We start from the raw sequence: 12,095 nt of genomic DNA, 5'->3' as shown, positions 1-12,095 counted from the left end.
CAGTGATAAAAAAACGCTTCAATGCCATATTAAGAACAATCCATAACGAAAGGAGAGATCTGCATGGGAAGAGACAATAAGCAAGGTAAAAGTAATAATAAAGGCTCCTTACCTCAAACGCCTAAAAATCAAAAAATAGCGCCTAACAAAGTGCAAGAAGAGTTTTCTCAAGAATTAACTGAACTTGAGAAACTGGTTGCAAAGTCTATTAAAGAAAAATAGGGGGTCTTCGTTTGGATTATCAACGTGCACAAGAAATCGTTGCCTCTGCATCAGAATTTGAAGTGAGCTACAACGGCGTTTCTGTTTGGATTGATAAGGTACACGATGATGGCAAAACTGCAACTGTTCATTTAAGACGTTCATTAGAAGAGCGATCTGAGGTAGATATTTCAGAATTAAAAGAAGAAAAACTAGTGCATTAACAAAATGTTGGCTAGTTTTTTCAAAGAAGGAGCGTCTCAATTCCCTATGGACGCTCCTTTTTATTTAACTCCTACTTGTTTTACGGGCTCTATTTTGGAAAGTAACCGCAAAACTTTGAGAACAAAACGCATACTTTTCGTTATATAGCCTTTTTTATTAAAATTACCTATTATATAAACATCTAAAACAGGATTGTAAAGCATAAAAGAACCGATCGACCCTAAATGTCCCCATGCATTATACTTTTTAACTAAAGGAAGTAATTGTATTTTCATTAGCCCATAGCCATAATCTACGCCTAACCACATTTTTCGCCATTGCATCATTTGTATAAGTGATTCTTTTTTTATACATCTATGTTCTACAACGGCTTTCATAAATTTAAATAAATCTTTTGACGTACTTCTTTGATTATTAGATTAAGTTCTTCCCATCTTCCTAATAATAAACATCTTAATATTTCATATACTTTTATAATTGAGGGTTTTCCATAAAAGGAGGAACGACATGGACATAGTTGTTAGAAATGGAGATTCATTATGGTATTATAGCCAAGTATTTAAAATACCTCTTCAACTTATCATCGATTCTAACCGCGGTATCAATCCGCAAACACTTTCAGTAGGTCAGCAAATTCAAATTCCTGGATTTGTTGCTGTTGAATATCAAATTAAAGCGGGAGACTCTTTATGGTCGATAGCGCAAAGCAGAAAAATCCCTTTAGATACACTTTCACTTGTCAATCCCGGTCTGGACCCGTACCAACTGCAAATTGGACAGACGATTCGAGTTCCTCTAAGGATTACTTGGAGACTCGTCAACGGCAAACAAAATTATGATTATAATACGATGATGAATGATATAAAAAAACTACAAGAGGTTTATCCATTCTTACAAATTACTTCAATAGGAAATTCCGTTTTAAATCGAGAAATTCCCGAAGTCGTCATTGGAAATGGGGCGAAACGCGTTCATTATGATGGCTCATTTCATGCGAATGAATGGATTACGACCCCAATTATCATGACTTTTCTAAATGATTATTTACTTTCCCTAACAAATCAAACTCCAATACGCGGGCTATATACTCTCCCTGCCTATGAACAAGCTTTATTATCTATTGTGCCTATGGTCAATCCTGATGGTGTGAATTTAGTGTTAAATGGCCCTCCTGAAGACGAGGAATTACGCAATCAGCTAATAGAATGGAATAATGGCAGCACAGACTTTTCCGGTTGGAAGGCTAATATAAATGGTGTGGATTTAAATGATCAGTTCCCTGCGAAATGGGAGCTAGAAAATGCACGTAATCCGCAAACTCCTGGTCCAAGAGATTATGGCGGTAAAAGTCCTTTATCTGAACCCGAATCTATTGCTATGGCAGACTTAACAAAGGAGCGGAATTTTGCACGAGTATTAGCGTTTCATACACAAGGAGAAGTCATTTATTGGGGATTTGAAAATCTCGAGCCTCCTGAATCAGAAATGCTTGCGAATGAGTTTAGCAAAGTAAGCGGTTATGAACCTATCCAATCAGCTAATAGCTACGCAGGATATAAAGACTGGTTTATTCAAGATTGGCGAAGACCAGGATTTACCATTGAAATAGGTAAAGGAATTAATCCACTTCCTATTGCTCAATTTGACAAAATATACGATGATGTATTGGGCATTTTCCTAGCAGCATTGTATTTATAATCATTTAAAAAACTTTGCAAATGATTCGTTTTACGGCGAATAGTAAAATCTTAACATGTAAATAATGCTTTTAAATATTACTTTTTTTCTACTTCAAACGAAGGATGGTAAAATGAAAAATAATAGCATTATTATGGACTACAGTTTATTAGTAGCAATGTTAAATTTGTTTGATGGTATTGCTACTAATTATGGTTTGATGAACAATATAATCGAAGAATCTAATCCAATTATGGCGTTTTTTGCGTCACTTAGCCCTATCCTATTTGTATGTATAAAAATTATTCTTTCATTATTGATTATATTAGTTTCATATTTGGTATATAAAAAAAGTACAGCTAGATTTCAGAAACTATTTTTCATTTCTTTACTAGGCGTATGCGGTATTTATGTAGGAATTTCTTGCATGCATATTTTTTGGTTGTCTATATTATAAAACTTGCATTGCAAACAATAATACTAAATACTTGCGATTAACAAAAAGAGTTATGCCTCAAGTTAAACTAGCGGCACAACCCTTTTTTTTTGCAGTCAAAGCTCCATATAAAAATTAATTCTATATTATTTTTTTAATATTTTATTTCACAATTGCACTAATTGCCTTAAATTGTTCTCCTTTTGCGATTTGCAGCATTTCAAATAATGCCATTTCAACGCTTGTTATTTTAGCACCTAGCTGTATCATTTTTTGGATACCTACTTCTCTATCACCTACTGTCCGTGACGATACGCAGTTAGCCAACACTTCAACCTCATAACCGTTTGAAAGTAAATGGGCAGCTGTTTGGTATACACAAATATGAGTTTCAATGCCTGCTAGCAACACTTTTTTTCTACCTGTAGCTTCAAGCTTTGTACGGAATTCCTCTGTGTCGTATGCGCTAAATGTAATTTTTTCGATTGGTTCACTGTCGATTTCATGAGCAATTGCTTCCACAGTTGAGCCCAAGCCTTTAGGATATTGCTCTAGCCATAAAATTGGCAACTTTAAAACATTTGCACCTTTCACAACTTTAACAATATTGCTAATAACGGATTCACTTTCATCTACAATTTGCGCAAGCTTTCCTTGAATATCGATTAAGACTAATACGACTTCATCATTGTATAACATAAACATAACCCCTTTACTTGTGATACTTTCATTATAAAATGTGCCCATTAGTATTTCACTAACAAATTCAACAATTGAACGTAATCCACCTTGCATGTATAGTTATATTAGTAAGGAGGCTCTTTATGTTGAGATTAAGCTGGTTAATTAGTATCGGAATTTCACTTTTCGGAGTTATGGTTATTGAACATTTTTTCACACTTACCCCCGAAGGTATAGCGGGGTCAGGCAATTTAGGTGCTGTAGGTATTGCACTAGTAATTCCATTTATTTTACTTAGCTTATTTACTACTTTCCGCTATTTTACAGAAGCATCGCGTAATGCGGGTGATCCTATTTTAAGGGGCATTCTTATTATTGCAGGCATTGGGCTAATTATCGCAACTGCCTACTATGCGAATGTTTATAAAAATGAGGTGTACTCTTCACTCGGTGGCACAACTAATGATGCTGGTTCCGTTATTTACGGCTTCCCTGTTCTGAATGAATATACAAATCGTATTTTTATCAATTTCTATACATTTGCGTGCATACATACGATTAGTGCTATTACTGGTGCTGTGTTCGGAATTATAAAGCCGAAAAAAGAAATGCCACAAATAGACGAAAATAATATGTAAAGCAAGAGGGGGGAAGTCTCAAAAATAAATTGAGACTTCCCCCTTACCTCTACTTTAAATAAAAACTTATTAGATTTCGACCTGCTGTTTTAGAATGATAAAGTGCTTGGTCTGCACAATCTAATAATTTCGAAAGTGATAGAATCTCGCAGTCGTTTAATGATGCAACACCCATACTAATTGTTATGCTCATCGAAATTCCGTCTGTTTGAAATTCAAAATTCGTAATTTGGTTAAACAACTCTTGAAAGAACTCTTCTGCTCGTTCGATTTCTGCAAATAAAAAAACAAATTCATCCCCGCCATAACGGGCAAAGATACGACCAGGTGTTGGTTGCGCATCTTTTATTACTTGTGATAGTTTTCGGATTGCTTCGTCACCTATTATGTGACCAAATCGATCATTAATTTTTTTAAAATGATCTATATCTAATATTGCACAATAAATATTACTACTTGTGCGACTTGCTTCTTCGACCAACTTAGTTCCTTCTTCTTCAAAATAGCGGCGATTATGAATAGAAGTTAGGCCGTCAATATATACTAATTGCTTCATATTTTCAAAATCTAGTTGCTTCGTTACTTTAATAGTTTCCTTCAGTACTCGCTTTTTTTCTTGATTGATTAAACGGGCGTTTAATATATTTGCATAATATAGTGCTTCTTTATAATTGCCCATACTTTCATAAGCCTTCACTAAATTTTCCAATACGATCGTTAAGTATGGTTCTTCACTAGTTTCTTCAAGAGTAATATATGCTTTTTCTAGAGCTTCAACCGCCTCTTCAAAACGCTCAAGCTTATTGTAATAACGTCCTTTGACGCATTCATAATACATCGTTTCTCTGTTATGCTTATCAATATTCGGTATTTGCTTAAAGCGTTGTAAAAGAGATTCAATTTCTTCGAGTTGCTGCCATTCTAATAGAATTGTAATATAATTCAAGTAATAGGCAGCTTCGGACATTGTTGTCATAATACTTGGATCTTGCTCAAATAAAGTTTTTACTTCAAGCGAGATTTCATATGCTCGTTTAAGATCGAGTACTAATAAATATACAGCCTGCAAGTTTAGTGAAATAAGCATATAACGTTTCGTATCTTGCAATTGGTTCGCTATCATTAGCGCTATCTTATTGTATTTGATGGCCGATTTCTCATCACCTATGGAGGTGCTCATAAACGCTAAATAAGAGTTCATTTGTAATTGGTTTAATTCCGTACCATAAACATTACAATATGATGTATATTCAGGTAAATAATTGTATACTTCTTCTCCTCGCCCTAAATTACCGAGATTTTGAATTATCCATCCTAGGCAGTCGATTACTTTATCATAGCGTTTAACCGCTTCGTATTCATTTTTCAATATACGAAAGTAGCTTAACCCTTCATCAAACTTTGCAACCAGATGCATGCTCTTTGCATATTCAAACTTCTCATCAAGCGTTGCTAGATCATCAAATGTTTTTGTTTCTGTTTGTTGCTCAAGCATGTCTAATTCTCCTAATCTAATACTATATTTTACTTTTATACCTTTTGTAATTATTTTACACTATAATTATCCAATTCTAAAGTATCACTTTTATTTTCTTTTTGTCTTTCAATAGATATATTTTCTCACAATTAATAAAATGGTAAAGTTCATTAGTTCAAAAATGACAGTTATTGGGTTTCCGTTATGCATCTACTAACATTAATCTTCAACTTTCATGTAGGTACACATAAAAAAAAAACGCAGGCGCGCGCTATGTCCTGCGTTTTTTCGTTCATTATCGTACTTCTGCGCCTGCTTCTGCTAGTGCTTTTAGTACTTTACTATGTGCTGCAACGACTTCTTCATCTGTAAGAGTGCGCTCAGCATCGAAATAAGTTAATGAAAATGCGACAGATTTTTTAGAAGCTGCCATTTTCTCACCTTCGTATACATCGAATACTTCTATATTTTTCAGTAGTTTTGTACCCGCTGCACGAATGATTGCAACAATTTCACCTGCTGGTTTTGAACGGTCTAGCTCTAAAGCGATGTCACGTGTCATAGCTGGGAAGCGTGGTACTGCTGTATACACTAAAGCTTCAGTTGCAGCAGCTAAGATCGCATGTAAGTTTAACTCTGCAACATATGTTTCTTTTACACCTGATTTCTTTTGCTCTGCTGGATGTAATTGTCCAATTAAGCCTACTTTTTCGCCATCTAACAGTACGTTTGCTGTACGACCTGGGTGTAAACCGTCGATTACTGTTTTTTCGTAAGCTACTCGAGCTGTTAAGCCTAATTTAGAAAATACAGCTTCTACGATACCTTTCGCAACGAAGAAATCAACATGTTTCTTTTCACCTTGCCAAGCATTATTTGTCCATTGACCTGTTAAGACAAATGCTAAATGCTCTTCTTCAAATGGTAGTTCTTCCGTTGTTTGACCAAGGAAAACTGAACCTATTTCATAAAGTGCTACAGAATCTACTTTGCGTGCTACGTTATAGCTAGCCGCTTCTATTAAATGAGGGATTAAGCTTTGACGTAATGTTGAACGCTCTTCACTCATTGGCATTAATAGTTTTGTTGTTTCTTCGGCTTTCAGAGCAAACTTTTGAGACGCTTCAGTAGAAGTCAATGAATATGTTACGGCTTGGTAAAGACCAGCGCCTTCCATTACATTACGTATAATACGACGTTTTGCCTGATACGCTGTTAATCCACCAACTTGCTCACCTGATTCAGGTAATGTCATTGGGATTTCATCATAGCCATAAATACGAGCAATTTCTTCTACGATATCTTCTTCGATTTTAATATCCTGGCGACGCGTTGGTGCATCGATAAACAATAATCCGTTTGCAGCCTCTACGCCAAATTGCAAGCGATTTAAAATAGATAGCATATCTTCTAACGAAATTTTCATTCCTAAACGAGCATTAATGAAGTCAGGTGATACTACAACACGAGAAGGAGATTTATCTAACTCATCTACTAATACAGTACCTGCTAATACTTCACCGCCGGCAAGCTCTGCTAGTAGCTGAGCCGCGCGCTCTGCAGCTGGTAATACTCGGTTTGGATCAACACCTTTTTCAAAGCGAGCTGATGAATCTGAACGTAAACCTAAATCTTTTGACGTACGACGCACTGAAGAACCTGCAAAGTAAGCTGATTCAATTACTACAGTAGTCGTTGTATCTGAAACCTCTGATTTTGCACCGCCCATTACACCAGCTACCGCTTCTGCCACTTCACCGTTTGTAATTAAATAGTGATGTGGCTGTAAAGTACGTTCAATATCATCTAAAGTTGTAATTTTTTCTCCCGCTTGTGCTGGACGTGTGACGATTTCGCCAGTACCTAACTTATCATAATCAAACGCATGAAGTGGTTGACCGTATTCCATTAAAATGTAGTTTGTAATATCGACTACATTGTTATGTGGACGAACACCTGCAGCCATTAAATAATGCTGTAACCAAAGTGGCGATTCTGCTACTTTTACATTTTTTACAACTTTTGCTGCATATAATGGGTTTGCTTCAGTATCTTCTACGCGTAATTTTAATACGTCCTCTGCTTTTTCAGTAGATTCTGTATAGTTGATTTCTGGTAATTTTACGTCTGTTGATAAAATTGCCGCAACTTCATAAGCAACGCCTAACATAGACAACGCATCAGAACGGTTTGGTGTTAAACCGAGCTCAAGCACTGTATCACGTAAGCCTAAAAGCTCTAACGCATCCGAACCTGGTACAGCGTCTTCAGGTAACACATAAATACCTTCTGCGTAAGCTTTAGGTACTAAACGACCTTCAATCCCTAATTCTTGTAATGAACAAATCATCCCGTTTGATTCGTGACCACGAAGTTTTGCTTTTTTTATTTTAATGCCGCCTGGTAAATGAGCACCTGGACGAGCAACGATAACTTTTTGACCTTCGTCAACGTTTGGTGCACCGCAAATAATTTGCTGCAAGCTTTCTTCACCAACATCTACTTGGCAAATGTTTAATTTATCTGCTTCTGGATGCTTTTCTTTTGAAACGACATGCCCTACAACGACATTTGTCATACCTTGTGCACGGTCGATTACTGCATCAACTTCAATCCCTGAACGCGTTATTTTTTCCGCTAACTCTTCAGGTGATAAGTTTTGTGTGTCTACATATTGGCTAAGCCATTTTAATGATACTAACATTATTAGTCCTCCTTACCCTTCTGTACGCTCGAATTGTGATAAGAAACGTGTGTCATTTGTGTAGAAATGGCGAATATCATCTACACCATATTTCAACATGGCGATACGCTCTGCACCGATACCAAATGCGAATCCTGATAGTTTTTTCGAGTCATAACCGGCCATTTCAAGTACGTTCGGATGAACCATACCTGCTCCTAAAATCTCAATCCAACCTGTTTTCTTACATACGTTACAGCCTGCGCCACCACATTTGAAGCACGAAACGTCTACTTCTACTGATGGCTCAGTGAACGGGAAGAATGATGGACGTAGACGGATTTCACGCTCATCACCAAACATTTTCTTCGCTAATGCATCAAGCGTTCCTTTAAGATCGCTCATACGAATGTTTTCGCCAATAACAAGCCCCTCAATTTGCATGAATTGGTGAGAGTGTGTTGCGTCATCTGTATCACGGCGGAATACTTTCCCTGGACAAATAATGCGAATTGATTCACCTTTTTTCGCTTCCATAGTACGCGCTTGTACTGGAGACGTATGTGTACGTAATAAGATTTCCTCTGAAATGTAGAAAGAATCCTGCATATCACGCGCTGGGTGACCTTTTGGTAAGTTTAAAGCTTCAAAGTTGTAGTAATCTTTTTCTACTTCTGGACCTTCTCCAACTTCATAGCCCATTGAGATAAATAAATCCTCGATTTCTTCAATAACTCGCGTTAGTGGATGACGATTCCCAACTTTTACAGTAGCACCTGGTAAAGTAACGTCAATCGATTCTTTTTCAAGCTGCTCTAAAATTGCTTGTTCCTCAAGAATTGTTATTTTAGATTCTAGTTGAGCTGTTACGTTTTCACGAACTGTGTTGACAAGCGCTCCCATTACTGGTCGCTCTTCAGCAGAAAGTTTACCCATCCCTTTTAATAAATCCGTAATTGGACCTTTTTTCCCTAAATAAGCTACGCGCACATCATTTAGCTCTTTTAAATTAGTGGCGTTTTCAATTTTCGCTAACGCTTCTTGCTCTAATTGCTTTAATTGTTGTTCCATTATTTTTGCCTCCTTTAATAGTTAAAAATGATCCGCTATAGTGAGGTCAGTGAGGTTGCTATTTTCTAAATACAAACTTCATTTTCATATTTAGCGCATTATTTAAATAACCCACCAAAATATTGATCAAACCCCCACAAAACACAAAAAACCCCGCCCCTATAAAAGGGACGAGGACTATTTATCGCGGTACCACCCTAGTTATTGCTATTAGCAATCACTTCATTTTCATAACGACGATTTACGCCGGCTGCCCTTGCATCATTTAAAAATTGAATTCCCGGACAGCTGCTCACGGGGTGAACTGTAGAATTCGATTGCGCTATGCAAGCTTTCAGTCATGGCTTGCACTCCCTAAAACGAATCATTGGAATTACTACTCTTCCCGGTCAAAGCATTTATTTATATATTTCAACTTATTTTACGACATTTCCTGATTGCTTTCAAGTCTACTTCACAAACGCGTACAATAAAATACCGGTAGCGACAGCAACATTTAATGATTCAGCCTGGCCTAAAATTGGAATAATAATATTTTGATCTGTTTTCGCTAAAAGCTGCGGACTTATACCACTACCTTCATTCCCTACTATTAATGCAAATGCATCTGATGCTTCTATTTCTCTATATGAAACAGATTCTTCAAGCGACGTTCCATACACACGAATGCCATCTTCTTGTAAATTTTCTACCCACTCTAATAAATCCCCACGCACAACTGGGATATGGAAATGTGAGCCTTGTGCTGAACGCACAGTTTTAGGATTAAATGCATCTGCGCAGCCTTTTCCTAAAATGACTGCATCCATTCCTGCAGCATCTGCTGTACGAATCATCGTTCCAATATTGCCCGGATCTTGTACAGCATCAACTAATAGCACTTTTCGCCAAGCTGCCATTTCGATTTCTGTTGCCTCACGTTGCTTGCAATGTGCGAATACACCTTGAGAATTTTCTGTTTCAGCAAGCTCTTTGGCAACTGCTTCATTAACTTGTACGATTTCAACATCATCAATCGGCCATAATAACGGTAAATCAACATTATCACGCACGATAATTTGTGTAATTTGCTCTATATTTTTTAACGCTTCCTCTACTAAATGGAAACCTTCTACGATAAATTCCCCTGATTTTTCACGTTCTTTTCTTGTTGTCACTAGTTTTTTCCAATGCTTAACTAACGCATTTTGAGTTGATTCAATTCGTTTCATATTGCTCCGCCTTTATATTCATAATCTTTTATTAGTGTAACCGAAAATAAGGATTGTGTAAAAACTGAGTGTATAGCAAGCCATCTGAGAGGTCAAACTACTTGTAAAAGGAGGAAGATTAATGAACTTTCAAATAAGAGATGCTATTTCAGCAAACGTAACAAACCAAAGTGCACAGGAATTCACAGATATTGTAGAAGACGCGATTGAGCGAGGCGATGAGCATTTATTACCAGGGCTTGGTGTATTTTTAGAATCTTGGTGGAAAGAGTCTAACGAGGCGGAGCGAAATGCTTTTTCAGAAAAATTAGCAAAACATTATACACATTAGTTTTACCCATAAAGCAAATTAAATATATCAAACATAATCCGCGAGTACTTTAGGCTAGTAACATCATTAGGAAGCCTAAGCTCGCGGATGTTCATTGGGTATCAATATTCTTTCAATAAATGTAATATTTAGGTTATACCTAAGAAACAACCACATACCTAGAAAAATTACATAAAATATAATAGAAAAACGTAAAAAAACACAACCCAGCGTCTCCCAAGTTGTGTTTTACTATGTAGTGATGTGGCCATCCATCTTGACAACGAACATCACGTTTGTAGTTTTTTGACTGATTTGTAGCGAGTCCCCTACGCCTCAGTCAATTATACTACCACTTTATACAAACAGTCCTCTGCTGTTTGTGTAAAATGTCGGATCTATTATTTTGCAAATCTCAAAGATGTGTAAGCCCTTATGCAAGTACTGATGCAAGTACTGCCTTTTGTGCATGTAATCGATTTTCAGCTTGTTCAAAAATATATGAATTTGGCCCATCAATAACTGAAGTTGCAACTTCTTCTTCGCGATGTGCTGGTAAACAATGAAGGAACATATAGTCTGGCTTTGCATGTGCCACTAACTCGTCGTTAATTTGATAGTCTTTGAAATCTAGTAAGCGCTGTGCCGTTTCCTCTTCTTGCCCCATCGATGTCCAAACGTCTGCGTATACAGCGTCTGCCCCCATCACTGCTGCAACTGGATCATTTGTCACTGTCACCGTACCGCCATTTGCTGCAGCAATTTTTTGCGCCTTTGCAATAATTTCCGCATCACATTCGTAGCCTTTTGGTGTTGCAACTGCTACATGCATACCTACATGAGCTGATGCAACGACTAAAGAATGGGCAACATTATTGCCATCACCGACATAAGCAATTTTTAAGCCTTTTAGCTCCCCTTTATTTTCAGCAATTGTTTCTAGATCAGCTAATGCTTGGCATGGATGATAAATATCTGTTAAACCGTTGATTACTGGAATTGAAGCATGCTCTGCTAATTCTTTTACCATCGCATGTGAGTTAGCACGAATCATAATACCGTCTAAATATCCTGACAATACGTGTGCTGTATCATAAATGGATTCACCGCGCCCAATTTGTAAATCACGTGAATGTAAAAACATCGACTTACCACCAAGTTGGTTCATCCCTACTTCAAATGATATTCGTGTACGTGTAGAATGCTTTTCGAAAATCATCCCTAACGTTTTACCTTCTAATAATTTGGGGCACTTGCCTTCTTTTGTAATAAATTTTAGCTGTGTTGCTAATTTCACTAAGTCTTGCACTTCTTCACTCGTATAATCAAGCAGCGTTAGTAAGTCTTTGCCTTTTAAGCTCGTTACTAATTTTAACTGCACCTCTTCTAACAATTTCATGTACTTCCGCTCCTCATTAGTTGATCATATCCCCATTATACATATGCATAATTATTAAAACAAGTGTATTTTTATGTTTTATTTTA

13 protein-coding genes and 1 other annotated feature are annotated in these 12,095 nt (G+C 36.8%); of the genes, 6 read left to right on the top strand and 7 right to left on the bottom strand.

Features of this window, described 5'->3' with window-relative positions; translation table 11 throughout:
- The first annotated feature begins 63 nt into the window (after nt 1-63).
- Together AAFN87_RS01000 and AAFN87_RS00995 are read left to right on the top strand one after the other, a co-directional pair.
- Nucleotides 64-222 carry a YfhD family protein gene (locus AAFN87_RS01000; RefSeq protein WP_347789127.1) on the top strand — a complete coding sequence of 53 codons (159 nt, stop codon included), beginning with the start codon at nt 64-66 and terminating at the stop codon, nt 220-222.
- 11 nt (nt 223-233) lie between these two features.
- Nucleotides 234-425: an H-type small acid-soluble spore protein gene (locus AAFN87_RS00995; RefSeq protein WP_347789126.1), complete on the top strand. Its 192-nt coding sequence runs from the start codon at nt 234-236 to the stop codon at nt 423-425.
- A 60-nt stretch (nt 426-485) separates the two neighbouring features.
- Here AAFN87_RS00995 and AAFN87_RS00990 read toward each other — a convergent pair whose 3' ends face one another.
- Complete coding sequence (locus AAFN87_RS00990; protein ID WP_347789125.1) at nt 486-803, bottom strand: hypothetical protein; 318 nt, start codon at nt 801-803, stop codon at nt 486-488.
- Between the two features lie 130 nt (nt 804-933).
- Here AAFN87_RS00990 and AAFN87_RS00985 point away from each other — a divergent pair, with 130 nt between their 5' ends.
- The gene (locus AAFN87_RS00985; RefSeq protein WP_347789124.1) at nt 934-2,124 is read left to right on the top strand and encodes a M14 family metallopeptidase; all 1,191 of its coding nucleotides are present in this window, start codon (nt 934-936) and stop codon (nt 2,122-2,124) included.
- Nucleotides 2,125-2,236: 112 nt separating this feature from the next.
- Nucleotides 2,237-2,560, top strand: a complete 324-nt coding sequence (locus AAFN87_RS00980; RefSeq protein ID WP_347789123.1) for a DUF5658 family protein — start codon at nt 2,237-2,239, stop codon at nt 2,558-2,560.
- Between the two features lie 141 nt (nt 2,561-2,701).
- Here the strand turns inward: AAFN87_RS00980 and AAFN87_RS00975 are convergent, their stop codons facing one another.
- Entirely contained in the window at nt 2,702-3,238 is a 537-nt protein-coding gene (locus tag AAFN87_RS00975) for a hydrolase (protein WP_347789122.1), read from the bottom strand.
- A 125-nt stretch (nt 3,239-3,363) separates the two neighbouring features.
- Here AAFN87_RS00975 and AAFN87_RS00970 point away from each other — a divergent pair, with 125 nt between their 5' ends.
- The gene (locus tag AAFN87_RS00970; protein WP_347789121.1) at nt 3,364-3,858 is read left to right on the top strand and encodes a nucleoside-diphosphate sugar epimerase; all 495 of its coding nucleotides are present in this window, start codon (nt 3,364-3,366) and stop codon (nt 3,856-3,858) included.
- Between the two features lie 49 nt (nt 3,859-3,907).
- Here AAFN87_RS00970 and AAFN87_RS00965 read toward each other — a convergent pair whose 3' ends face one another.
- From AAFN87_RS00965 to AAFN87_RS00950, 4 genes are all read right to left on the bottom strand, one after another.
- A complete protein-coding gene (locus AAFN87_RS00965) occupies nt 3,908-5,353 on the bottom strand; it encodes a tetratricopeptide repeat-containing diguanylate cyclase (protein ID WP_347789120.1) in 1,446 nt (481 codons plus the stop codon).
- 277 nt (nt 5,354-5,630) lie between these two features.
- The gene (gene pheT, locus AAFN87_RS00960; RefSeq protein ID WP_347789119.1) at nt 5,631-8,039 is read right to left on the bottom strand and encodes a phenylalanine--tRNA ligase subunit beta; all 2,409 of its coding nucleotides are present in this window, start codon (nt 8,037-8,039) and stop codon (nt 5,631-5,633) included.
- A 12-nt stretch (nt 8,040-8,051) separates the two neighbouring features.
- Entirely contained in the window at nt 8,052-9,089 is a 1,038-nt protein-coding gene (gene pheS / locus AAFN87_RS00955) for a phenylalanine--tRNA ligase subunit alpha (RefSeq protein ID WP_347789118.1), read from the bottom strand.
- Nucleotides 9,090-9,252: 163 nt separating this feature from the next.
- Nucleotides 9,253-9,491: a binding site (T-box leader), on the bottom strand.
- Between the two features lie 47 nt (nt 9,492-9,538).
- Complete coding sequence (locus AAFN87_RS00950) at nt 9,539-10,300, bottom strand: TrmH family RNA methyltransferase (RefSeq protein WP_347789117.1); 762 nt, start codon at nt 10,298-10,300, stop codon at nt 9,539-9,541.
- A gap of 121 nt (nt 10,301-10,421) precedes the next feature.
- On the opposite strand from AAFN87_RS00950, the gene sspI reads away from it, so the two are divergent.
- The gene (gene sspI / locus AAFN87_RS00945) at nt 10,422-10,631 is read left to right on the top strand and encodes a small acid-soluble spore protein SspI (protein ID WP_347789116.1); all 210 of its coding nucleotides are present in this window, start codon (nt 10,422-10,424) and stop codon (nt 10,629-10,631) included.
- A 412-nt stretch (nt 10,632-11,043) separates the two neighbouring features.
- On the opposite strand, the gene argF is transcribed toward sspI, so the two are convergent.
- Nucleotides 11,044-12,009 (bottom strand): ornithine carbamoyltransferase, encoded by a 966-nt coding sequence (gene argF, locus AAFN87_RS00940; protein ID WP_347789115.1) that lies wholly within the window; start codon nt 12,007-12,009, stop codon nt 11,044-11,046.
- Between the last annotated feature and the right edge of the window lie 86 nt (nt 12,010-12,095).

The organism is Solibacillus sp. CAU 1738 (genome assembly GCF_039888725.1).
In the GTDB taxonomy this organism is placed as follows: domain Bacteria; phylum Bacillota; class Bacilli; order Bacillales_A; family Planococcaceae; genus Metasolibacillus.
This window is presented reverse-complemented; position numbering and strand designations above follow the sequence as displayed.

Excerpts from the sequence above, each read along its gene's own strand:
- AAFN87_RS01000 (WP_347789127.1), top strand. The coding sequence starts at position 64 with ATGGGAAGAGACAATAAGCAAGGTAAAAGTAATAATAAAGGCTCCTTA.
- AAFN87_RS00990 (WP_347789125.1), bottom strand. The coding sequence starts at position 803 with ATGAAAGCCGTTGTAGAACATAGATGTATAAAAAAAGAATCACTTATA.
- AAFN87_RS00985 (WP_347789124.1), top strand. The coding sequence starts at position 934 with ATGGACATAGTTGTTAGAAATGGAGATTCATTATGGTATTATAGCCAA.
- AAFN87_RS00980 (WP_347789123.1), top strand. The coding sequence starts at position 2,237 with ATGAAAAATAATAGCATTATTATGGACTACAGTTTATTAGTAGCAATG.
- AAFN87_RS00975 (WP_347789122.1), bottom strand. The coding sequence starts at position 3,238 with ATGTTATACAATGATGAAGTCGTATTAGTCTTAATCGATATTCAAGGA.
- AAFN87_RS00970 (WP_347789121.1), top strand. The coding sequence starts at position 3,364 with ATGTTGAGATTAAGCTGGTTAATTAGTATCGGAATTTCACTTTTCGGA.
- AAFN87_RS00965 (WP_347789120.1), bottom strand. The coding sequence starts at position 5,353 with ATGCTTGAGCAACAAACAGAAACAAAAACATTTGATGATCTAGCAACG.
- pheT (WP_347789119.1), bottom strand. The coding sequence starts at position 8,039 with ATGTTAGTATCATTAAAATGGCTTAGCCAATATGTAGACACACAAAAC.
- pheS (WP_347789118.1), bottom strand. The coding sequence starts at position 9,089 with ATGGAACAACAATTAAAGCAATTAGAGCAAGAAGCGTTAGCGAAAATT.
- AAFN87_RS00950 (WP_347789117.1), bottom strand. The coding sequence starts at position 10,300 with ATGAAACGAATTGAATCAACTCAAAATGCGTTAGTTAAGCATTGGAAA.
- sspI (WP_347789116.1), top strand. The coding sequence starts at position 10,422 with ATGAACTTTCAAATAAGAGATGCTATTTCAGCAAACGTAACAAACCAA.
- argF (WP_347789115.1), bottom strand. The coding sequence starts at position 12,009 with ATGAAATTGTTAGAAGAGGTGCAGTTAAAATTAGTAACGAGCTTAAAA.